Origin of the sequence: Micromonospora sp. WMMD975 (genome assembly GCF_029581215.1) — a bacterium.
GTDB lineage: Bacteria > Actinomycetota > Actinomycetes > Mycobacteriales > Micromonosporaceae > Micromonospora.
Window position 1 is genome coordinate 447719 of sequence record NZ_CP120739.1, and the last position, 21926, is coordinate 469644.

The 21926-nt window shown below is 73.1% G+C and carries 19 protein-coding genes; 10 read left to right on the top strand and 9 right to left on the bottom strand.

The annotated features are described in order from the left end of the window. Positions 1-6: 6 nt before the first annotated feature. From O7613_RS02085 to O7613_RS02120, 8 genes are all read right to left on the bottom strand, one after another. Positions 7-1398 (bottom strand): extracellular solute-binding protein, encoded by a 1392-nt coding sequence (locus O7613_RS02085; RefSeq protein WP_282291747.1) that lies wholly within the window; start codon positions 1396-1398, stop codon positions 7-9. Next, on the bottom strand, positions 1398-3956 hold the full coding sequence (locus O7613_RS02090) for a caspase family protein (RefSeq protein ID WP_282291749.1): 2559 nt from the start codon (positions 3954-3956) through the stop codon (positions 1398-1400). Before O7613_RS02090 ends, O7613_RS02085 begins: the two co-directional genes overlap by 1 nt. Next, complete coding sequence (locus tag O7613_RS02095) at positions 3953-4336, bottom strand: hypothetical protein (RefSeq protein WP_282291751.1); 384 nt, start codon at positions 4334-4336, stop codon at positions 3953-3955. Before O7613_RS02095 ends, O7613_RS02090 begins: the two co-directional genes overlap by 4 nt. A gap of 120 nt (positions 4337-4456) precedes the next feature. Further along, the gene (locus O7613_RS02100) at positions 4457-4987 is read right to left on the bottom strand and encodes a DinB family protein (RefSeq protein WP_282291753.1); all 531 of its coding nucleotides are present in this window, start codon (positions 4985-4987) and stop codon (positions 4457-4459) included. Positions 4988-5055: 68 nt separating this feature from the next. Beyond that, positions 5056-5532, bottom strand: a complete 477-nt coding sequence (locus tag O7613_RS02105; protein WP_282291755.1) for a universal stress protein — start codon at positions 5530-5532, stop codon at positions 5056-5058. Positions 5533-5536: 4 nt separating this feature from the next. Next, positions 5537-7156 (bottom strand): MDR family MFS transporter, encoded by a 1620-nt coding sequence (locus O7613_RS02110; RefSeq protein ID WP_282291756.1) that lies wholly within the window; start codon positions 7154-7156, stop codon positions 5537-5539. A gap of 112 nt (positions 7157-7268) precedes the next feature. Then, positions 7269-7694 (bottom strand): MarR family transcriptional regulator, encoded by a 426-nt coding sequence (locus tag O7613_RS02115; RefSeq protein WP_282291758.1) that lies wholly within the window; start codon positions 7692-7694, stop codon positions 7269-7271. A 13-nt stretch (positions 7695-7707) separates the two neighbouring features. Next, positions 7708-9420, bottom strand: a complete 1713-nt coding sequence (locus tag O7613_RS02120; protein WP_282291759.1) for an alkaline phosphatase D family protein — start codon at positions 9418-9420, stop codon at positions 7708-7710. Between the two features lie 149 nt (positions 9421-9569). On the opposite strand from O7613_RS02120, the gene ftsY reads away from it, so the two are divergent. The 10 genes from ftsY to O7613_RS02170 all read left to right on the top strand — a co-directional run bounded on the left by ftsY (position 9570) and on the right by O7613_RS02170 (position 21285). After that, positions 9570-10751 (top strand): signal recognition particle-docking protein FtsY, encoded by a 1182-nt coding sequence (gene ftsY / locus O7613_RS02125; protein ID WP_282291761.1) that lies wholly within the window; start codon positions 9570-9572, stop codon positions 10749-10751. An 8-nt stretch (positions 10752-10759) separates the two neighbouring features. Beyond that, positions 10760-11623, top strand: coding sequence for an aminoglycoside phosphotransferase family protein (locus O7613_RS02130; protein ID WP_281584466.1), 864 nt, complete (start codon positions 10760-10762; stop codon positions 11621-11623). A 166-nt stretch (positions 11624-11789) separates the two neighbouring features. Next, on the top strand, positions 11790-13148 hold the full coding sequence (locus O7613_RS02135) for an ammonium transporter (RefSeq protein ID WP_282291763.1): 1359 nt from the start codon (positions 11790-11792) through the stop codon (positions 13146-13148). Between the two features lie 25 nt (positions 13149-13173). Then, complete coding sequence (locus O7613_RS02140) at positions 13174-13512, top strand: P-II family nitrogen regulator (RefSeq protein WP_174537509.1); 339 nt, start codon at positions 13174-13176, stop codon at positions 13510-13512. Positions 13513-13529: 17 nt separating this feature from the next. Then, a complete protein-coding gene (locus tag O7613_RS02145) occupies positions 13530-15899 on the top strand; it encodes a [protein-PII] uridylyltransferase (RefSeq protein WP_282291764.1) in 2370 nt (789 codons plus the stop codon). A gap of 188 nt (positions 15900-16087) precedes the next feature. Beyond that, positions 16088-17221 carry a sensor histidine kinase gene (locus tag O7613_RS02150; protein WP_282291765.1) on the top strand — a complete coding sequence of 378 codons (1134 nt, stop codon included), beginning with the start codon at positions 16088-16090 and terminating at the stop codon, positions 17219-17221. Next, positions 17218-17874: a response regulator transcription factor gene (locus O7613_RS02155; protein ID WP_282291767.1), complete on the top strand. Its 657-nt coding sequence runs from the start codon at positions 17218-17220 to the stop codon at positions 17872-17874. Before O7613_RS02150 ends, O7613_RS02155 begins: the two co-directional genes overlap by 4 nt. Before the next feature lie 108 nt (positions 17875-17982). After that, the gene (ffh, locus tag O7613_RS02160) at positions 17983-19536 is read left to right on the top strand and encodes a signal recognition particle protein (RefSeq protein ID WP_282291769.1); all 1554 of its coding nucleotides are present in this window, start codon (positions 17983-17985) and stop codon (positions 19534-19536) included. Between the two features lie 69 nt (positions 19537-19605). Then, positions 19606-20187 (top strand): Uma2 family endonuclease, encoded by a 582-nt coding sequence (locus O7613_RS02165; protein WP_282291771.1) that lies wholly within the window; start codon positions 19606-19608, stop codon positions 20185-20187. A gap of 18 nt (positions 20188-20205) precedes the next feature. Then, positions 20206-21285 (top strand): amidohydrolase family protein, encoded by a 1080-nt coding sequence (locus O7613_RS02170; RefSeq protein ID WP_282291773.1) that lies wholly within the window; start codon positions 20206-20208, stop codon positions 21283-21285. A 6-nt stretch (positions 21286-21291) separates the two neighbouring features. Here the strand turns inward: O7613_RS02170 and O7613_RS02175 are convergent, their stop codons facing one another. Next, positions 21292-21867 carry a TetR family transcriptional regulator gene (locus O7613_RS02175; protein WP_282291775.1) on the bottom strand — a complete coding sequence of 192 codons (576 nt, stop codon included), beginning with the start codon at positions 21865-21867 and terminating at the stop codon, positions 21292-21294. Positions 21868-21926 lie beyond the last annotated feature (59 nt).

Sequence of the window (21926 nt, forward strand, 5' to 3'; positions counted from 1 at the left end):
CGCGCCTCAGTCCGGGGCGGGGCTGGGCGGCGTTTTGCCGTGCAGGGCGTCGGTGAGTCGTTGGGCCAGGTCGTCCGGGAGGCTGCCTTTCCCGTCGAGCACCGTTCCGACATAGCCGCGCAGCACCCGGCTGAAGTTGACGTACTGCGGCGAGACCGGCCGGAGCCGGGCGGTCTTGATCGCTTCCAGCAACAGCGGAAGGTACGGGTACTCGTTCTGGATGTCCACGTCCTCGTAGACGACGGCCCGGGTCGCGGCGAAGCCGCCCTTCTCGAAGAGCGTCCGCTGGCTCTGCTCCCCGGTGAGATATTCGATCAGCAACTGGGCCGCCCGGGGCTGTCCGGTCTGCCGGGCGATCGCCAGGTTCTGGCCACCCAGCACGCTCGGCCCGGGCAGGGCCGCGACGCCGACCTTCTTCGCCGCCTCCGTCATCGCCGTCGTGTCCTTCGAGGCGGCCGACGACGGTCCCGACGTCGCGTCGTCACCTGTCAACTTGCGGTACGCGACCGGCCAGTTGCGCATGAACGCGACATGCCCGTCCGCGAACGTCTGCCGGCTCTGTTCCTCGGTCTGCTGCCCGCGCTCCTCGCCGAACGCCACGGACGGCCCGGCGTCGGACGGGGTGAGCGGCTTCAGCGCGGCGGCCAGCCGCTTGGGGTCGATCGAGGCGTTCCCCTGGTCGTCGACGCGTAGGTCGCCGCCGTGCGCCCAGAGGGCCTCCAACGCGTTGACGGTCAACCCCTCGTAGTCGCCGAGCTGGCCGGCGTAGCCGGCGGTGAGCCCGGGCGTCCTCGGGAGCAGCCGGGCCGACTCGGCCTCGATCTCCGGCCAGTCGAACGGGGGTTTCAGCCCGAGGCCCTTGCGGTAGTAGAGCAGCCCGGCGTCGGTGTTGAACGGCAACGCCCACAGCCGGTCCCGGTAGCGGCAGGTGCGCAGCGGCTGCTTGAGGAACACCTCGTCCGGCCGGTCGGCCAGCCCGCCCTCGTCGATCGGGCGCAGGAGGTCCTTCTCGGCGAACGCCGCGGTCCAGGTGACGTCGAGATTGAACACGTCGATTTCCGTGCCGTCGTCCTTCCCGTTCTTCTCGCCACGGTTGACCATCTCGGCGTACTGGGCGTCCGCCGTCTCGGACAGGGAGATCATCTTGGCCTGGTTGCCAGGGTTCGCCGTGTTCCAGAGGTCGATGAGGAACTGCCGCTGCTGGCCCTCGCTGTCGTCTCGGCCGGTGAGGATCAGCAGGTCACCCGGCTCCGGGCTCCTGGGCCCGGCGACCCGCCAGACCAGGACGGACGTCAGCGCGGCCACCAGCGCGCCGCTCATCAACCCGAGCCCGAACGCCCACCACCAGCGTCGCCGGTCGTTCCGTGGCGTCGAGCCGGTGCTCGGCGTCCGTGGCATCAGTCCACTCCCTTCCACAGCGCGATGAACAACCCGTCAAGCGTCGCGTCGAGGCGGTCGGTCCGGGTGTCGTAGCAGTCCCCGCCGGTGCCCTGCGCGAGGCGGTCGAGCGGCGAGCGGGCGCAGGTCGCGTCCGCCACCGCGAGGACGTAGAGCCGCACGTCGGAGAGTTCCGCCACGGTGGGCGCTCGCTGTCCGCTGGTGTCCCTGCCGTCGGTGACCACCACGAGCGCGCGCAACGCCTCGCCGCCGCCGTCCCGGAGTTGGGCCGCACCCTGCTGGATGGCCCGGTGCAGCGGGGTGTCGCCGGCGGGCCGGATCCGCGCGACCTCGGCACCCAGGCTGCCGGCGCCCGCAGCCTTCTTCGGACCGATCGGCACGATCTGCCGGGCGTTGGCGGCCACGGTGGAGAAGGTCAGGAGGCCGAACTCGTCCCGTTCGCCGACCCGCTCCAGCGACCGTTCGACCCCGTCCACGGCCACCCGGAACCGGCTGCGGCGTCGGTCCTCGCTCGGCTCGCGCATCGAGCCGGACGCGTCAAGCGCGACAAGCACTCGCCCCGGCCGGTGCGCGCGCCGGTAGACCTCCCGCACCCGGTCCTGCTCGCCGGCGTTGAGCTCGCTCAGGTCCCGAACCTTGCCGAAGGGCCAGTCGAACATCGCGCCGTGGGTGCGGTCCAGGGGCGTGTTGGCGGACACGCCCAGCGGACGCAGGCCGACCCGGAGCAGCGCCTGTTGGCCCTCCTCCTCGTCGGACAGCCACCGGGCGAAGCTCGACGCCCCGGCCCGGACGGCGGGGCTCTGCACCGCGTCCGGCCAGTGGAGCCGGGTGACCGAGCGGAAGAGCACGTGTGAGTCGGACGGATAGAACGCCTGCAACCGTTCGGGCGCCGGCGGCGTCTGCTGGGCCGGGCAACCGGCGCCCAACGGCCGGCCCTGGTTGTAGCGCACCAGATCCTGCTCGGTGAGGATCACGGCCGGTGCGTCGACCCCCGCGGTGGCGACCGGGGCGGCCACCGCCCGGATTCGCTGCCGGCAGAGCACGGCCAGGTCGTCACCGATCGGGTACGCGCCGGAGTCCAGCGCCCGGTCCACCCACAGCTCGACGTCCTGCCGGGCCGCCGACGGGGACGCCAGCTTCCGCTCGCCGCCGTAGAGCGCGTGGGTGGCCAGGCGGGCGGGTGTCGACACGGCCGGATCTCCGCGTACCACGCCGCTGCCGTCGGCGAAGCGGTGGAACAGCTCCAGCCAGGTTCTACCCATCCGGCGATCGCCGTCGACGGCGCCACCGGCAGCGACCTGAGCCTGCGGTACGCCGAGCACCACCGGCGACGCGGCGATCTCGTCGGTGTCCTCGATCAGGTTCGCATCGACCTGACCCAGCCGGTCCACGTCGTTCTTCGATTCCGGCAGCCACAGGTCCGGGTGCGGCCCGACGTCCTCAAGGTAGGAGTGACCCGGCTGGCCGGGCGGGGTCCAGTTCGCGCCGATGCCGGCCCGCACGTCGTCGGCCGCCGCGGGATAGAGGTAGAGCCGGGCCAGCGGGCAGCCCCGGTGCTGCCGTGCCGACCACTGCTCGAACGCGTCCGCCACCTCACGGTAGGAATCGAGGCTCGTGGCCGAGGTGGCCACCCGTACCATCGGCGGTTGGAAGCAGCCGGCTTCGGCGGCCCCGACCGGGCCGGCGTGGCCGACGGCGCCGCAGAGGAGCGCCCAGAGCGCGAGGGCCGGCACCACGAGCCGGCGTGGCAGCGAGCCGCGGCGGCCCGTCACCACGGCGGCCAGGCGTGCGAGCAGCCCGGGTCGGCGGCCCGGCGGTGGGGGCGGCGGCACCCGACCCGCCCACGCCACCCGGATCACCCCCTCCTTCCGGTAGACCGAGAGCGTGGGCCGCTGCCGGATGCGCGCCTCAGCGACCCGGTCGGTGACGTACTGGTGCAGTTCGTCGGTGTCGATGACCCCGTCGCCGTTGCGGTCGGCCCGGCCGGTGCGCAGCCCCTCGACCACCGCCCGGGTGAACACGCCCTGCCCGTCCCGCTCGAAGCTGAGCTCGGTGCCCGCGCAGGCAGTGATCACCACGTGGCCGCGCGCCTGAAACGGCACGGTCAGGTCGGTGGCGCGTGCGCCCCGGGCGCGTGCGTCGTGGGCGAAGGCGCCGCTGTAGCAGCAGTCGAGCAGCACGACGATCTGCTTCGCCCGGCTGTCCGCCATCTGGTGCCGGATGTCGGCGGCCGACAACGCGGTCGCCCGGATCAGGTGGCTGTCGTGTTCCGAGTCGCGTGCGGCGAAGAACAGGTCACCGCGGGCGTCCTTCAGCCCGTGCGCCGAGACGTGCAGGAGCAGCAGGTCGTCGGGCTTGGCTTTGTGGAAGAAGACGGCGACGGCCCGGCCGATGTCGTGGACGGTGCGGTTACGTGACACGCGAACGTCGTCGAAGGCGCCGATGGCCGGGTTCTCCAGCACCTCGCGGAGGGAGTCCGCGTCCGCCACGGCGCCGGGGAGGGAAGCGAAGTGAGGATCCGTGTACGCCTCGTTCGCGATGATCAGCGCGCGTCTCATCGTTCCGGTGGGAACACCCGGTCGATGAACGCCTCGATCAGCCGGCGCTGCTCGTCGGGGGTGGCGTTCTCCAGGACCAGCTCGTTGTCGCCGATGCGCACCTCGACCCGGCCGCGACCGCGCCGCCGCTGCCAGTCCCCGACGACACGGAGCACTTCGACGACGAGGTCCGCCTGGGCGGTCAGGGCGGCGAGCAGCGTGCCCAGCTCGACGAGTTCGCCGCCCCGGGCGCCGTCCGGCGCGACCGCGGTCGACGTCGCTGGGTGGACCGAACGGACGCCGTCGAGCTGGTGCAACTCCCGGTGCAGGCGGCGGGTGGCTTCCTCGGTCGAGTCGTTGTCGTCGTCGAAGGTGACGAACCGAATCACCACTGTGTCCATTAATCGAAGATTATCAGCCGCCCGCCAACCGGCGGTGACCTTGCGTGCACAGTGGTGGGTACGCGCCGACCTGGCGGTCCGTGGTCACACCCCGGCCGCCGGCGGGTCAGGTGGGGCGGATCAGGAGCCGGTGACGCCGTCGATGCGTTCCCGGATCAGGTCGGCGTGGCCGTTGTGCCGGGCGTACTCCTCGATCATGTGCACGTAGACCCAGCGCAGGCTGATCTCACGGGTGCCTCCGTCGCGCCGGGTGTGCGGGAACGTGTGCTCAAGCGGAAGGTCGGCCACTGCCCGGTCGGCCGCCTCGATCTCCTCGACCAGGGTGGCGAACGCCTGGGCCGGGTCGGCGTCGGCGATGTCGTTGAGGTCGGCGTCCGGGTCCTTGTCGTAGTCGTACATGTCGGGCAGCTCGTGGCCGGCCGCGCGGACGCGGAACCACCAGCGCTCCACGTCGGCCATGTGCCGCACCAGCCCGAGCAGGGTCAGCCCGGACGGCTCGACGCTGCGGGTGCGCAGTTGCTCGGCGGTCAGCCCGGCACACTTGTGCCGCAGCGTGTCACGGTGGGTGTCCAACCACCCTTGCAGCATGGCGCGCTCGTCGGCGACGAAGGGCTCGTGGCGGCGGTCGACGTCGGGTGCTCTCCAGATCATGGCCGCAGATGTTAAGCGGGGGCCCCTTTACAACGCTATGCGTTAACCGGGGGCCCCTCCTTACACCCTCAGGGGACGACGACGACCGGCCAGCGGCCGGTGCGGACCAGGCGGGTGGCGACCGAGCCGACCAGCCTGTGGCCGGCCTGCTCGGAGGAGCCGACCACCACCAGGTCGGCCCGGTGCTCGTCGGCGGCCCGGCACAGCTCGGCGTACGCGTCGCCGCGCCGGCACAGGAACGTCACCGGCAGGTCCAGCTCCTCGGCCCCGCGCCGGCACTCGGCCCGCAGCTCGTCGGCCAGCTCGTCGTGGGTCTGCTGCACCGCGCCGGCCACGATCCCGCTGTACGGGGGCGGCGAGCTGACGAACACCACCACCAGTCCGGAGCCCTGCCGGCGGGCCAGCCCGGCGGCGTAGGCGGCGGCCCGCAGCGAGGTGCGGGTGCCGTCCACGCCGACGAGCACCACCCGGGGCCCGTCGGTGCCCCGCTCGAACGGCAACGGCCGGGCCTGCGGGCCGTACCGCTCACGCTCCGGCGCGTCCATCGCCTCAGTCCCGCCGTCCGGTCCGGATCACCACCGCGTCGTTGCCGGCGGCGACTGTCGACTCCCGCTCGACCTCGGCGGAGACCGGGTCGCGGTTGGTGCGGCGCAGCGGCACCTCCCGGATCAGCACCACGGCGATCAGGGCGAGCAGCCCGAACGGGGCGGCGGCCAGGAAGATGTCACCGGCGCCGTGCCCGTACGCGGACTCCACCACGGCGCGGATCGGCGCGGGCAGCGCGTGCACGTCCGGCAGCGCGCCGCCGCCACCCGAGCTGGCCGCCGGTACGCCCAGCCGGCTCAGTCCGTCGGCCAGGTAGCCGGTCACCCGGTGGCCGAGCAGCGCGCCGAGCGCGCTCACGCCGACCGCGCCGCCGAGGCTGCGGAAGAAGGCCACGACCGAGCTGGCCGCGCCGAGCTCGTGCGTGCCGACGGTGTTCTGCACGGCCAGCACCAGGTTCTGCATGGTCATGCCGAGGCCGAGGCCGATGAGCGCCATGAAGATCGCGAGCCGCCAGTACGGGGTGTCCTGGCGCATGCTGCCCATCAGCGCGAAGCCGGCGGTGAGCAGCGTCGAGCCGGTCACCAGCCAACGCTTCCACCGGCCGGTGCTGGTGATGATGCGGCCGACCACGGTGGAGGCGACGAGCAGGCCGCCGATCATCGGTAGCGTCATCAGGCCGGCCATGGTCGGGCTCTCGCCGCGGCTGATCTGGAAGTACTGCCCGAGGAAGACGGAGGCGCCGAACATGCCGACGCCGACCGCGATGCTGGCGAGCACGGCGAGTGTGATGGTGCGGTTGCGGAACAGCCGCGGCGGGATCATCGGCTCGGTGGCCCGCTGCTCGACCCGGACGGCGAGCGCCCCGAGCAGGATCGCGCCGGTCACCATGGCCGCGCTGGTCCAGGAGATCCAGTCGTACTTGTCGCCGGCCAGGGTGATCCAGATGAGCAGCACCGAGACGGCGGCGGTGATCAGGGTGGCGCCCCACCAGTCGATGGTCACCTTGCGCTTGACCACGGGCAGGTGCAGCGTCCGCTGGAGCACGATCAGGGCGAGCACGGCGAACGGCACGCCGACGTAGAAGCACCAGCGCCAGCCGAGCCAGTCGGTGTCCACGATCACGCCGCCGATCAGCGGGCCGCCGATGGTGCCGACGGCCATCACCGCGCCGAGGTAGCCGCTGTACCGGCCGCGCTCGCGCGGAACGATCATCGTCGCCATGATCACCTGGGCGAGGGCGGTGAGGCCGCCCGCGCCGACGCCCTGCACCACCCGGCAGGCGATCAGCTCGCCCGTCGTCTGGGCCTGCCCGGCCAGCACCGAGCCCAGCACGAAGACCACCAGGGCGAGCTGGACCAGGATCTTCTTGCTGGTCAGGTCCGCGAGCTTGCCCCAGATCGGGGTGGTCGCGGTGGTCGCCAGCAGGGTCGAGGTGACGACCCAGGTGTACGCGGACTGGGTGCCGTGCAGGTCGGTGATGATCCGCGGCAGCGCGTTCGAGACGACCGTGGAGGAGAGGATCGCGACGAACATGCCCAGCAGCAGGCCGGAGAGCGCCTCCAGGATCTGCCGGTGGGACATGTCGACGGCGGTCGCCCGGGTGGGCGCGGTCGCCTGGGTCATCGTGGAGTGCCTCCGAAGGGGGAAGGTGGAGCGTTGCCTCGGGCAACCGTATGGTTTGGTTGCCCAAAGCAACAACCGCGAGTGGCGCGCGTCCTATTCCCGCCGGCGCAGGTCAGAACGTCTCGTTGAACCGGTGCATCAGCCGGGCGAAGTCCGCCACGTCCTGTTTCGGCCAGTCTTCGAGCGAACGCCGGATCTGGCCCAGCCGGGCCGCCCGCGCCCCGTCGAACCGCCGGGTGCCCTCGTCGGTGAGGCTGAGCTGGGCGGCCCGCCGGTCGGTCGGGTCCGGGTCGCGCCGGACCAGGCCCAGCGCCTCCAGGCCGCCGATCTGCCGGCTCAGCGTGCCCTTGCCGATGCCCAGCTTCACGGCCAGGTCGGTGAGCCGGATCTGCCCGGAGCGGCGCAGCCACAGCAGCAGCCCGTAGGCGTTCGGCTCCAGGTTCGGGTGGACCTCGCGGGCGATCTCCCAGGACAGCGCCCGGCCGCGACGCAACAGCGCGGTCAGTTCGTCTTCCACGGCGCGCAGCGGCTCGTCCACGGACCGAGGATAGTCATTCTCCGTCGGTGAGCTGCTGGCGCGCCACCGGCCGCAGCTCGCCCCCGCTCGTGGTGCCCTCGATCACCACGGCGGCCGACCGGCCCCGGTGGGTGAGCGTGGCCACCGCGTTGCCGAAGTAGGGACCGGCCAGCTTCCGCCACCGCACCAGCGGCCGGCGTACGCCGGCCGACCGGGCCAGCGCCCGGGTCGCGCCGGCCGGACCCGGGTTCCAGCCGAGCGTCATCAGCGGACGGATCGCGGCCGGCACCTGGTTGTGGATCGGCGAGCAGGTGAGCTGATGCACGGGCGTGCGGACACCCCGGTCGGCGAACCGGGCCCGGGCCACGTACGAGTGGTGCACGTCGCCGGAGAGCACGCTGATCGACGCCGGGCGCGGATACGCCGGCCCGGCGCCCACCCGGGCGCCGGTGCGCGCCGCGCCGCCGCTGCCCAGCCGGGCGAACAGTTCGCCGAGCGCGTCGAAGGAGCGCCGGAACGCCGCCCAGTGCTCCAGGTCCAGGGCGCGGCGCAACCGCTCGGCCAGCCCGGCCACCCAGGGCCGGTCGGAGTCGGCCAGGCGCTCGTTCCACGCCTCCACGTGGTGGATGCCCGGCGGCATCAGCCACGGCAGCGAGGTGCCCACCACCAGGTGGTCGTAGGCGCCGTGCGCCTGGTCCAGGAACCAGGACCACTCGCCCGGCGGCAGCATCGCCCGGTGGCCCGGCAGCAGCACCCGGCTGGACCGGTTGTCCAGCATGACCAGGCGGGTCCGCCCCAGGTCCAGCGCGTAGCTCCACTGGTACTGCACGGCCCGCCAGCGCTCGGTGTCGTGCGCCAGGTCGGCCTCGGTGTCCACCCGCTCACCGAACTCGTGCAGCACGCCGGTGGCGTCCTCGGCGGCCGTCACCTTCGCGTACACCGGGTCGGCGGCGATCTCGTCCGGGCTCAGGTTGCCCAGGTGCTGGTACACCCAGTAGGAGGCGAGGCCGCTGCGGATCCGCTCGGCCCACCACGGCTGCTCACGCATGTCCGCCCGCCACGACTGCGAGGTGTTCCAGTCGTCGATGACCTCGTGGTCGTCGAAGATCATCACGCTCGGCACGGTGGAGAGCAGCCAGCGGATCTCCGGATCGCGCCAGGACTCCAGGTAGAGCTTCGTGTACTCGTCGAAGCTCACCACCTGGGTCGCCGGGGCGTCCTTCGGTCGCCGCCGGCGTCGCTTCAGCAGCTTGCGCACCGTCGGCGAGGTCTCGTCGGCGTAGACCTGGTCGCCGAGCAGCACCAGCAGGTCGGGCAGCGCGACCTCCTCGGGTGCGGCCATCACCCGCCGGGCGTACGCGTCGAGCGCGTCCGGCGGCAGCTTGCGCGCGGTGGAGTGCTGGGTGGTCTCCCGGCAGGAGCCGAAGACCAGGTTCACCGGCTGGTCGGCGTCGTCGGCCGCGCGGGTGCGGATCACGCTGGGCGGGAAGTCGCTGTCCGGCAGTGGCCAGGCCACCTCGTCGTCGACCAGCACCTCGTAGCGGGTGGCGGCGTCCGGGGTGAGCCCGGTCACCACCACGAGCGCGTAGTGGTGGTCGTACGCGGAGAAGGTGGGCGCGCTGCCGCCCGCGCCGTCGGCCGTGCGGACGGTGACCACCGCGGGCGCGCTCGTCTCCACCCAGATCGTCGCCCGCGTGTCGACGACCCGACGCAGCAGCGGGCCGATGAGCAGGCGGGAACCGGGCACGAGGCTACCTCCGACAAGATCGTTTCGGTCACTTCCTACCCCGGCCGGCGGTTGCGGTACGCCGTCCAGCAGCGAGCGTACCCGCAGGTTGTTCGCGTGCCGAGGCGGTGAGTGGGACGCCGTCGCCGGCATCTGACAGGATTTCGGGCATGAAGGAATACCTCCTCGTCGCCCTCGCCCTGCTCGGCGTGCTCATCATCGGCGGCCTGAGCCTCGTGGTGCCCCGGCTGCGCCGGCGCCCGGAGCCGCCGCTGCCGCGCACGGAGGTCGACACCCGCACCGAGGAGGATCTGGCCGGCCCGCCGGTGGAGGCCCCGGAGGCGGACCTGAGCACCGGCGTGGTGGTCGAGGCGCCGCCGGTCGAGGCGCCGCCACTGGAGGTGCCCGAGCCCACCGCCGGCCGCCTGGTCCGGCTGCGCTCCCGGCTGTCCCGCTCCCAGAACGCCTTCGGCAAGGGCCTGCTCGGCCTGCTCAGCCGGGACCGGCTCGACGAGGACACCTGGGAGGAGATCGAGGACAGCCTGATCACCGCCGACGTCGGCATCGACTCCACCCGGGAGATCGTCGACCGGCTGCGGGAGCGGACCCGGGTGCTCGGCACCCGCACCGGCGACGAACTGCGGACGCTGCTCGCCACCGAGCTGGTCAACGCGCTCGACCCGAGCCTGGACCGGTCGCTGCGGACCACCCCGACCGACGGCGTCCCGGCCGTGGTGCTCGTGGTCGGCGTCAACGGCGCCGGCAAGACCACCACCTGCGGCAAGATCGCCCGGGTGCTGGTCGCGGACGGCCGGAGCGTGCTGCTCGGCGCGGCCGACACGTTCCGGGCCGCCGCCGCCGACCAACTGGAGACGTGGGGCGGCCGGGTGGGCGCGGAGACGGTCCGCGGGCCGGAGGCCGCCGACCCGGCAAGCGTCGCGTTCGACGCGGTCCGGCGCGGCATCGACACCGGCGTCGACACCGTGCTCATCGACACCGCCGGCCGGCTCCAGAACAAGGTCGGCCTGATGGACGAGTTGGGCAAGGTCAAGCGGGTGGTGGAGAAGCACGGCCCGATCGACGAGACGCTGCTGATCCTCGACGCCACCACCGGCCAGAACGGGCTGGAGCAGGCGCGGGTCTTCACCGAGGCGGTGAACGTCACAGGCGTGGTGTTGACCAAGCTCGACGGGACGGCCAAGGGCGGCATCGTGATCGCCGTGCAGCGCAAGCTCGGCATCCCGGTGAAGCTGGTCGGCCTCGGCGAGGGCAAGGACGACCTGGCCCCGTTCGACCCGGCGCAGTTCGTCGACGCGCTGCTCGGGACCGAGCCGCTCGGCCGGGACGCGTAGCCTCTCCCGTGACGAACGACGATCGCGCCTACGCGGGGTGGCGCGACCCCGACCACCCGGCGCCGCGCCTCGGGAGACCGTACGTGACTTCGCAGGAGATCCCGCTGCACGGCGGGAACGTCAGCACCGTGGTGCGGGTGGGCGACACGGTCCGGCGCAACGCCGGCCCGTGGACGCCCTCGGTGCACGCCCTGCTGCGCCACCTGGAATACGTCGGCTTCACCGGCGCCCCGCGCGCGCTCGGCATGGACGAGCGCAACCGGGAGGTCCTGTCCTACCTGGAAGGGGAGTGCGGGGAATATCCGTTGGCCCCGCACTGGGTGACCGACGAGGCCCTGGTCACCGTGGCCACCATGCTGCGGATGTTCCACGACGCCCAGTACGGTTTCACGCCGCCGCCCGGCGCGGTCTGGCGCTCGTTCGGGCCGCCCCCACCGGACACCGAGGTCATCTGCCACCACGACGCCGCGCCGCACAACGTGATCTGGCGGCCCGACGGCACGCTCGGGCTGATCGACTTCGACCTCGCCTCGCCCGGCGCCCGGATCTACGACGTGGCGTACGCGGCGTGGACCTGGGTGCCGATCTTCTCGGACCGGGACTCGATCACGCTCGGTTGGAAACACCCCGACCGGCCGCGCCGGCTGCGCCTGTTCGCCGACGCGTACGGGTTGATCCCGCGGGACCGGCACCGGCTCATCCGCACCATCCGCAAGCGCATCGTCGACCACGTCGAGGGCATCCGGCGGATGGCCGCCGCGGGTGAGCCGGCGTTCGTCCGGATCGTGCACAAGGGCCACCTCCGCCGGCCGATCCGGGACCTGCGCCTGCTCGACTACGAACGTCACCACCTCGAGCACGCGCTGCGCTGAGCAAGATCCACGTTCTTCACACGCCGGAAACAACCCGTCACGTGTCGGAAATCGAGCGGTGTCGGTGCCGGAAACAGCGGCCGACCAAGCTTCCGCGCAACCGGCTGACGGGCGATGCTGCCAGGACTCAGTCGGAGGGAGGAATACGACACCGAGAGGAGGCAGCGTGGAGATCGATACCGGGAACACTGCCTGGCTGCTTGTTTCAACTGCGCTCGTGCTGCTCATGACCCCCGGTCTCGCGCTGTTCTACGGCGGCCTGAACCGGTCCAAGGGCGTTCTGAACATGATGATGATGAGCTTCTCGTCCATCGGGCTCATCAGCATCCTGTGGTTGTTCTACGGTTTCACCGTCGCCTTCGGCGAGGGCGGCAAGTTCTGGGGTGACCTGGGCCAATACCTGGGCACCAAGACGTTCGTCGGCGAGAGCGACATGTGGGGCGAGACCGGTATCCCGCTCTACGTCTTCATCACCTTCCAGATGATGTTCGCCGTCATCACCGTGGCCCTGATCAGCGGGGCGCTGTCCGACCGGGCGAAGTTCGCCGGCTGGCTGCTGTTCGCCTTCGGCTGGGCCACCCTGGTCTACTTCCCGGTCGCCCACATGGTCTGGGGCGGTGGGCTGATCGGCGGCGACATCGGCGCGCTGGACTTCGCCGGTGGGACCGCGGTGCACATCAACGCGGGCGCCGCCGCGCTGGCGCTGGTGCTCGTGCTCGGCCGGCGGGTCGGCTGGCCACGGGAGAGCATGAAGCCGCACAACGTCCCGATGGTCGCCCTCGGCGCCGGTCTGCTCTGGTTCGGCTGGTTCGGCTTCAACGCCGGCTCGGAGTTGACCGCCGACGGGGTCACCGCGTTGGCCTTCGTCAACACCCAGGTGGCCACCGCCGGCGCGCTCCTCGGCTGGATCGTGGTGGAGTGGCTGCGGGACCGTAAGCCGACCCTGGTGGGCGCCTCGTCCGGCGCGGTCGCCGGTCTGGTCGCGATCACCCCGGCCTGTGCGTTCATCACCCCCGCCGCCTCGGTGCTGCTGGGTCTGGTGGCCGGCGCGGTCTGCGCCGTCGCGGTCGGGCTGAAGTACCGGCTCGGCTACGACGACTCGCTCGACGTGGTCGGCGTGCACTTCGTCGGTGGCTGGATCGGCTGTCTCTGGATCGGCCTGTTCGGCACCGCCTCGGTGAGCGAGCTGGTGACCTCCGACGGCCTGCTCGTCGGCGGCAACGCCTCGCTGCTCGGCAAGCAGTTCCTGGGCGCGCTGATCGTGACCGTCTACTCCTTCGTGATCGCGTACGCCCTCGGCTTCGTGATCGACAAGACGATCGGCTTCCGGGTCTCCGCCGAGGCCGAGGTGGAGGGCATCGACGTCGCGGAGCACGCGGAGAGCGGCTACGACCTGTCGCCCACCACGGGCAGCAGCGCCGGTGGCGCGTTCGCCATGGCCGGGCTCGGCGGCACCAGGCCGACCTCGGAGTCCGCCGACGAGGCGGACGAGTCCGCGCCGGTCAGCGAGAAGGTCGCCGGTTAACGTTCCAGGGATGGAGGGGTTGGACATGAAGCTGGTGACCGCGGTCATCAAGCCGTACCAGCTGGACGCGGTGAAGGAGGCCCTGCACGCGCTCGGCGTGGCCGGGCTGACCGTCAGCGAGGTTCAGGGCTACGGCCGGCAGAAGGGGCACACCGAGGTCTATCGGGGTGCCGAGTACACGGTGGAGTTCCTGCCCAAGATCCGGGTCGAGGTGCTCACCGATGAGATCGACGTGGACAAGATTGTCGACGCGATCGTCGGCGCCGCCCGGACCGGCAAGATCGGCGACGGCAAGGTCTGGGTGACGGGCGTCGAGGAGGTCGTCCGGGTACGCACCGGCGAGCGCGGGCTCGACGCCCTCTGAGCACGGAATTCGCCGACGTGACCTCGTTGACCACGGCAACCGGCCCCGGTGGGGGCGGCGTGTCCGCGGTCAACGAGGTCGTCGGCGTCCCCGGAGGCGTCGGTCAGGCGGCCCGGTCCGCCCGGGCCGACGCGTTCGACGCCTGGCTGCGTCGGATCTTCCCGGGCCGGGCCGGCGTGGCGCTCGTCGCGGTGGGCGGGCTGGGCCGCCGCGAGTGCGCCCCCTACGGCGACCTCGACCTGGTGCTGCTGCACGCCGGAGTGCCGGGCATCGACGAGTTGGCCGCCTCGCTCTGGTATCCGATCTGGGACGCCGGGCTGCGGCTCGACCACTCGGTGCGGACCGTCGCCGAGGCGCTGTCGGTGGCCCAGGACGACGTGAAGGTCGCGCTGGGCCTGCTCGACGCGCGGCACGTGGCAGGCGACCCGGCCCTGACCGACCAACTCGCCCGCACCGCCACCGACCACTGGCGGCGCACCGCGATCCGCCAGCTACCCGGGCTCCGCGAGATCACCACGGCCCGCTGGGAGGCCCACGGCGAACTGGCCTTCCTGCTGGAGGGCGACCTCAAGGAGGCCGCCGGCGGGCTGCGCGACGTCGGCATCCTGCGGGCCATCGCCACCGCCGGCGTCACGGACGCGCTCCGGCCGGCCGTCCACGCCGCGCACCGGCGCCTGCTGGACACCCGCGACGCCCTGCACCAGCAGGTGGGCCGCCGGGTCGACCGCCTGGTCGCCCAGGAACGCGACGGCGTGGCCGCCCTGCTCGGGCTGCGACAACCCCCGCTCGCCGTGCCCAACGGCGCCGTGGCCGACGCCGCCGTGCCCGACGCCGGGCCGGGCAGCAACGGGGCCGGCCCCGGCGACGCCGCCCCGCCGGCCGAGGGGGACGCGCTGCTGCGACTGGTGGCCGGGGACGCGCGTACGGTCCGCCACGCCCTCGACGACGCCTGGCGGGCCGCCGACCGGATCCGCTCCGGCCGGCACCGCGCCGCCCCCGGCCGGCCGCTGCGTCGCCCGGTCGCCCGCGACGTCGTCGAGCAGGACGGCGAGCTGGTGCTCGCCCGGACCGCGATCGGGGCCCGACCCGACCCGAGCCTGTCCCTGCGGGTCGCCGCCGCGGCGGCCACCACCCGGCTGCCCATCGCGCGCGCCACCTGCGAGTGGCTGGCCGCCTACTGTCCGCCGCTGCCCGCGCCCTGGCCGCCGGCCGCCCGGGCCGCGCTGATCACCCTGCTCGGCGCCGGTCCCGGTCTGGTGCCGGCCTGGGAGACCTGCGACAGGTACGGGCTGATCGACGGCTGGCTGCCCGAGTGGACCCGACTGCGCAGCCTGCCCCAGCACAACCCGGTGCACCGGTTCACCCTGGACCGGCACCTGGTGCAGACCGCGTACGAGGCGAGCCGGCACACCCGGGACGTGGAGCGACCGGACCTGCTGCTGCTCGGCGCGTTCCTGCACGACATCGGCAAGGGACTGCCCGGGGACCACTCGACCGTCGGGGCCCCGCTGGCCGAGGCGGTGGCCGCCCGGATCGGGCTGCCGCCGGCCGAGGTGGCGCTGATCGGCGCGCTGGTCCGGCTGCACCTGCTGCTGCCCGACGTGGCCACCCGGCGGGACCTGTCCGATCCGAAGACGATCGCCGGTGTCGCCGAACGGGTCGGCGACACCACCACCCTGGAACTGCTGCACGCCCTGGTCCGGGCGGACGCCGCCGCCACCGGCCCGGCCGCCTGGTCGGGTTGGAAGGGCCGGCTGGTCGCCGAGCTGGTGTCCCGGGTGCGCACCACGCTCGACACCGGCGTGGTGCCCGCCCCGCCCGCCCCCGACCCGGCGCTCGTCGCCGGGCCGCTGCCGGTCGTACACCTGGCGGAGGACCGGGTGTCGGTGGCCGCCGCCGACCGGCGTGGGCTGCTCGCCACGGTGGCCGGGTGCCTGGCGTTGCACCGGCTGGAGGTGATCTCCGCGGATGCCGCCACGGTGGACGGGCGGGCCCTGGTCGAGTGCCGGGTGCAGCCGCGTTACGGGCTGGCCCCGGACCCGATCGCGCTCAGCGCCGACCTGCGCCGCGCGGTGGCCGGCGACGTCTCGGTCATCCAGCGGCTGCGCGGCCGGGCGCTCGCGGCCCGGAGCCGGGGCGCCGCGCCCCGCGTCGTCTGGCACCGCGAGGCGGCCACCGACGCGGTGCTGCTGGAGTTGCGCGCCGCCGACGCGGCCGGCCTGCTGTACCGGGTCGCGTGCGCGCTCGACGAGGCCGGCGCCCAGGTGCGCGCCGCCCGGATCTCCACCCTGGGCGGGGACGTCGTCGACGCGTTCTACCTCATCGGCGGCTGGCCCCCCGACGAGCAACGCGCCCGCGTCGAGGCCGCCGTCCTCGCCGCCGTGTAAGGCGGGGCCCCCGCTTAACGCCTCCGGTAGAGGCGGGGCCCCCGCTTAACATCCACGGCGTGCGGTACGCCCGCTGACGTACCCCGGGAACCGCCGCCGGGCCGACGCGCCGGCGGCCCGGCGGCGGGATCCTCGGGCGTGAACCTGCCAGGGTGGACGCGGCGGGACGGTCGGGCCGGGACGGGGGCGTGGACGTGGATCGCGGGCGCGGTGACCGGCAGCGGTGGCTCCTCGACGGACTGCTCGGCCTGGCCCTGCTGGCGATCGGGCTGGCCGGCACCGCGCCGGCCGGGGAGAACCAGGGCGTGCACGCCGGTCCCGCTGCCTACCCGCCGGTCGTGGTGGCGGCGCTCGCGGTGACGGTGCGCCGGCGGTGGCCGCTGCCCACCCTGGCCGTGGTCGCCGCCGTGACCACCGCGTACCTGATGCTCGGCCAGCCGTACGGTCCGATCCTGCTGGCGTTCCTCGTCGCGGTCTACACGGTGGCCGCGCACCGGCCGGTGCGGGTCGCGGCGGTGGCCGGCGCGGTCGTGCTGGCGGCGCTGCTGGCGTACGTCCTCGTCGGTGTGCGTCCGCCCGGCCCGGTCGGTCTCATGCCGGTGGCCGCCTGGGTGGTGGTGCCGTTCGCGGTCGGGGTCACCGTGCGGCTGAGTCGGGAGGCCGCCGCCCGGAGCCGGACCGACGAGGCCCGGCGGCTGGCCGACGCGGAGCGGCTGCGGGTGGCCCGGGAGGTGCACGACGTGGTAGGTCACGGGCTCGCCGCGATCCACCTTCAGGCCGAGGTGGCGCTGCACCTGCTGGCCCGCCGGCCCGAGCAGGCCGAGGTGGCGCTCACCGCGATCAGCCGGACCAGCAAGGAGGCGCTGGACGAGCTGCGGGTCACGCTGACCGTGGTCCGCCGCGAGGAGCCCGCCGACGAGCGCGCGCCGGTGCCGGGCCTGGGCCAGCTCCCGCAGCTGCGCGAGCGGCTGGCCGGCGCCGGGGTGCCGGTCACCGTCGAGACGACCGGGGCGCCGCGCCCGCTGCCGGTGGCGGTGGACCTGGCCGCGTACCGGGTGGCGCAGGAGGCGCTGACGAACGTGCTGCGACATGCCGGGCCGGCCACCGCGACGGTTCGCGTCGGATACGCGCCGGGCGAGCTGACCGTCGAGGTCACCGACACCGGCCGGGGGCCGGCGACCGGGCCGGGCCGGACCGGCGGCTTCGGCCTGGCCGGCATGCGCGAGCGGGTCACCGCGCTCGGCGGTACGTTCAGCGCCGGGCCGGCCGCGCCCGCCGGTTTCCGGGTGTACGCCACGTTGCCCACCCAGGAGGTCGCATGATCCGCGTGCTGCTCGCCGACGACCAGGACCTGGTCCGGATCGGGCTGCGGGCCCTGGTGGACAGCGAGGACGACCTGACCGTCGTCGGGGAGGCCGCCGACGGGCTGGCCGCCGTGGCGCTGGCCCGCCGGGAACGCCCGGACGTGGTGCTGATGGACGTGCGGATGCCCGGTGTCGACGGCATCGAGGCCACCCGCCGCATCGTCGGCGACCCGGCGCTGGCCGGCACCCGGGTGGTGGTGCTGACCACGTTCGAGCTGGACGAGTACGTCTTCGACGCGCTCCGGCACGGGGCGAGCGGTTTTCTCACCAAGGACACCCGCCCGGTCGAGTTGCTGCGGGCGATCCGCCTGGTCGCCGAGGGGGAGGCGCTGCTGTCCCCGTCGGTGACCCGCCGGGTGGTCCGGGAGTTCGCCACCCGGCCGGCCCGGGTGCCGCGCCCGCATCCCCGGCTCGGCGCGCTCACCGACCGGGAACGTGAGGTGGTGGGGCTGGTCGGGGAGGGGTTGAGCAACGCCGAGATCGCCGGCCGGCTGGTGGTAAGTCCGGCCACCGCGCGTACCCACGTCAGTCGGGCCATGGTCAAGCTTGGCGCGCGGGACCGGGCCCAGCTCGTGGTCTTCGCGTACCAGTCGGGCCTGGTCGTCTCCTGACAGCCGGCCGGGTCGGAGCGGAGCGGGAGGCGGCGGGCTACCCTAACGGTGGGCTGGACAGCCGGCCCGGCCGCTGTGCCCGCCGATGACGACAAACGGGATGTTCGCGTGTTTGACACCTTGAGTGACCGCCTGTCCGGGATCTTCACCAAGCTCCGTGGCAAGGGCCGGCTCACCGACGCCGACATCGACGCCACCGCGCGCGAGATCCGGATGGCGCTGCTGGAGGCCGATGTCGCCCTGCCGGTGGTCAAGGGCTTCATCACGGCGGTGAAGGAGCGGGCCCGCGGGTCCGAGGTCTCCCAGGCGCTCAACCCGGCCCAGCAGATCGTCAAGATCGTCAACGAGGAGCTGATCAACGTCCTCGGTGGCGAGGGCCGGCGGCTCCAGTTCGCCAAGAACCCGCCAACGGTGATCATGCTGGCCGGCCTCCAGGGTTCCGGCAAGACGACCCTCGCTGGCAAGCTGGCCCGCTTCCTCAAGGGGCAGGGGCACCAGCCGCTGCTTGTCGCCGCCGACCTCCAGCGTCCCAACGCCGTCGGGCAGCTCCAGGTGCTCGGTGGCCGGGCCGGGGTCGAGGTGTACGCCCCGGCGCCCGGCAACGGCGTCGGCGACCCGGTGCAGGTCGCCCGCGACTCGATCGAGCACGCCCGCCGGGCCGCCCGCGACATCGTCATCGTGGACACCGCCGGCCGGCTCGGCATCGACGCCGAGATGATGCAGCAGGCCGCGAACATCCGCGACGCGGTCCAGCCCGACGAGGTCATCTTCGTCATCGACGCGATGGTCGGCCAGGACGCGGTCCGCACCGCCGAGGCGTTCCGCGACGGCGTCGGCATCACCGGCGTGGTCCTCTCCAAGCTCGACGGCGACGCCCGCGGTGGCGCGGCGCTGTCGGTCCGGGAGGTCACCGGCCAGCCGATCCTGTTCGCCTCCACTGGCGAGAAGCTGGAGGACTTCGACGTCTTCCACCCCGACCGGATGGCCAGCCGGATCCTCGGCATGGGCGACGTCCTCACGCTGATCGAGCAGGCCGAGGCGGCCTTCGACTCCGATCAGAAGGAGAAGATGACCGCCAAGCTGATGGGCGGGGAGACCTTCACGCTTGAGGACTTCCTCGATCAGCTCATCGCGGTCCGACGGATGGGCCCGATCGCCAACGTGCTGGCCATGATGCCCGGCATGGGGCAGATGAAGGACCAGATCGCCGAGCTTGACGACAAGCACTTCGACCGGGTCACCGCGATCATCAGGTCGATGACCCCGACCGAGCGCACCAACCCCAAGATCATCAACGGGTCGCGGCGGGCCCGCATCGCCAACGGTTCCGGCGTCACCGTGATGGACGTCAACCAACTGCTCAACCGCTTCGCCGACGCGCAGAAGATGATGAAGCAGATGGGCGGCATGATGGGCCTGCCCGGCGGCGGCCGGCGCAAGGCGACCAAGTCGCCGAAGAACAAGCGCAAGGGCACGAAGGGCGGCAACCGGCCGCGTACCGGGGCCGGCGCGGCGGCCGGCTTCCCCGGCGGCATGCCGCAGCTCCCGCCGGGCCTGGACCCGGGCGACCTGGCCGGCGGCCAGGGCCTGCCCCCGGGCTTCAAGCTGCCAAAGATCGACTTCAACAAGCTCGGCAAGGGCGGCGACAAGGGCCCGCGCTGAGGCGTGTCGGTGACGGTGGGCGACGCCATCTTCTCCTAGGGTGATGTCACCCCTTGGAAGGAGATGTCGATGACCGTGGCCCCGATCCTGCCGGAGCGGCCCGAGTGGACGGTCGACGACCTGGGCGACCTGCCCAAGGACCTTCCGTACGAACTGATCAACGGAAGGTTGATCGTGCCGTCGCCCACTCTGCTGCACCAGGACATGTGCGTCGAATTGCTGCTCGCACTTCGTGTGAACTGCCCGAAGGAGTTCCAGGTCGGGATCGACCTGTCGATGCGGGTCGACCACCGGAACGAGCCCCGGCCGGACGTGGTAGCGGTCGTCCGGGGGAACGCCGACCGGAGCCCGCTGCCGGTCGAGGACGTGGTGCTCGCCGTCGAGGTCGTTCCGACCGGATGGCACTTCGGCGACCTGTACGACAAGGCGAACGTTTACGCACGCGCCGGCGTCCAGACCTACTGGGTGGTGGACCCGACGCACGAGCGGATCGCGCTCACCGAATACACGCTCGGCGGCGCCGCCCGCGAGTATGAGCAGGTGACCCACACCGAGGACCTGTTCGTCACCGAGCGGCCGTGGAAGGTCTCCGTCGACCTGCCGGCCCTGACCGCGCGCCGCAACGACCTGCTGGCCGGCGCGGACGAGTGATCGGGTAGGACTGTGCACATGGCTCTGCATGTGCGCGGTGTGTTCCTTCCCGACGACGAGGTCCGGGACGCCTGGCTGGTCGGTGACCGGGTCACCTTCGAACCGGTGCCGGGCGCCGAGACGGTGGCCGACGGCGGGTTCGTGCTGCCCGGCCTGACCGACGCGCACTGCCACATCGGCATCGCCCGTGGCGGCGCCCCGATCACCTCGCTCGACCAGGCCCGGGAGTTGGCCCGGATCGACCGGGACGCCGGCGTGCTGGCCATCCGGGACGCCGGCTCGCCGTACCCGTACCCCGAGTTGGAGGACGAGCCGGGACTGCCGCGACTGGCCCGCGCCGGCCGGCACGTCGCGCCGCCCAAGCGCTACCTGCGCGACATCGGTGTCGAGGTCGGCGCGGCCGAGGTGGCCGCGACCGTGGCGGCGCAGGCCGCCGCCGGCAACGGCTGGGTCAAGCTGGTCGGCGACTGGATCGACCGGGGGGTGGGCGACCTCGCGCCGGCCTGGGACGCCGACACCATGGCCGCGGCGGTCGCCGCCGCGCACGCCGCCGGGGTACGCGCCGCGGTGCACACGTTCTCCGAGTCGGCGGTGGCGACGATGGTCCGGGCCGGGGTGGACTCGGTGGAGCACGGCACCGGCCTGAGCCCCGACCTGATCGACCTGATGGCCCGGCAGGGCACCGCGCTGGTCCCCACCATGATCAACATCCGGACCTTCGGCCACATCGCGGACCAGGCCCGGGAGAAGTTCCCCGGGTACGCCGACCACATGATCGCCCTGCGGGACCGCTTCCCCGACGTGGTGCGCGCCGCCCACGAGGCGGGCGTGCCGATCTACGTCGGCACCGACGCGGGCGGCGGCATCGACCACGGGCTCGCAGCCCAGGAGATGCTGCTGCTGCACGAGCGGGCCGGGATGTCCGCCGAGGACGTGCTGGCCGCCGCCTCCTGGCGGGCCCGGGAGTGGCTCGGCTTTCCCGGCCTGGTCGAGGGCGGCCTCGCCGACCTGGTGGTCTATCCCGAGGACCCACGCCGCGACCTGCGCGTGGTCACCGCACCCACCCGCATCATCCTGCGCGGCCAGGTGATCCGCTGACCGGCCTCAGCGTGCCGCGGTGGCAGCGAGGAAGAGGTGCACGGCCAGGTCGGCCAGGTGGGCGGCGGTGTCGTCCACCGGGGCTGACGGCAGCACGATGTGGCTCACCACCAGTCGGACGATGCTGTCCGCGGCGAACGCCAGGGCCGCCGGGTCGGCGTCCGGCAGGTGCCGACCCGCCCACTCCAGCAGCGCCCCGGTCGACTCGGCGAGCACCAGCTCGGACCGGGTGGTCAGATAGGGCAGCAGCTCGTCCGAACCGCCCCGCGCGCTGGTCAGGATCGCCTTGATCAGCGGATTGTCGGCGGCCGAGGCGAGCGTGCGGCCGATCGCCGCGTACGCGGCGGCACGGACGTCGGCGCCGTGCTCGTCGAGCGCGGCCCGGACCTCGCCGACGAACCGGTCCACCTCGTGCCGGGCGAGCGCCTCGGCCAGGCCCGCCTTGGTGCCGAACTCGTTGTAGACCGTCTGCCGGCTCACCCCGGCCGTCTCGGCCACCGCGCCCATCCGGACGCCGTCCCAGCCACCGGCCACGGCCTGTGCCCGGGCGGCCTCGACGATCGCGTCCCGTGCCTCACCCATCGCCGTCGAAGTCTACGGCCGCCGGCGCGACACGGCGGGGGTCGGCTCCCCGGCGCAGC

Excerpts from the sequence above, each read along its gene's own strand:
- O7613_RS02095 (WP_282291751.1), bottom strand. The coding sequence starts at position 4,336 with ATGGACACAGTGGTGATTCGGTTCGTCACCTTCGACGACGACAACGAC.
- O7613_RS02165 (WP_282291771.1), top strand. The coding sequence starts at position 19,606 with ATGACCGTGGCCCCGATCCTGCCGGAGCGGCCCGAGTGGACGGTCGAC.
- O7613_RS02155 (WP_282291767.1), top strand. The coding sequence starts at position 17,218 with ATGATCCGCGTGCTGCTCGCCGACGACCAGGACCTGGTCCGGATCGGG.
- O7613_RS02085 (WP_282291747.1), bottom strand. The coding sequence starts at position 1,398 with ATGCCACGGACGCCGAGCACCGGCTCGACGCCACGGAACGACCGGCGA.
- O7613_RS02090 (WP_282291749.1), bottom strand. The coding sequence starts at position 3,956 with ATGAGACGCGCGCTGATCATCGCGAACGAGGCGTACACGGATCCTCAC.
- O7613_RS02175 (WP_282291775.1), bottom strand. The coding sequence starts at position 21,867 with ATGGGTGAGGCACGGGACGCGATCGTCGAGGCCGCCCGGGCACAGGCC.
- O7613_RS02100 (WP_282291753.1), bottom strand. The coding sequence starts at position 4,987 with ATGATCTGGAGAGCACCCGACGTCGACCGCCGCCACGAGCCCTTCGTC.
- O7613_RS02170 (WP_282291773.1), top strand. The coding sequence starts at position 20,206 with ATGGCTCTGCATGTGCGCGGTGTGTTCCTTCCCGACGACGAGGTCCGG.
- O7613_RS02140 (WP_174537509.1), top strand. The coding sequence starts at position 13,174 with ATGAAGCTGGTGACCGCGGTCATCAAGCCGTACCAGCTGGACGCGGTG.
- ftsY (WP_282291761.1), top strand. The coding sequence starts at position 9,570 with ATGAAGGAATACCTCCTCGTCGCCCTCGCCCTGCTCGGCGTGCTCATC.
- O7613_RS02105 (WP_282291755.1), bottom strand. The coding sequence starts at position 5,532 with ATGGACGCGCCGGAGCGTGAGCGGTACGGCCCGCAGGCCCGGCCGTTG.
- O7613_RS02110 (WP_282291756.1), bottom strand. The coding sequence starts at position 7,156 with ATGACCCAGGCGACCGCGCCCACCCGGGCGACCGCCGTCGACATGTCC.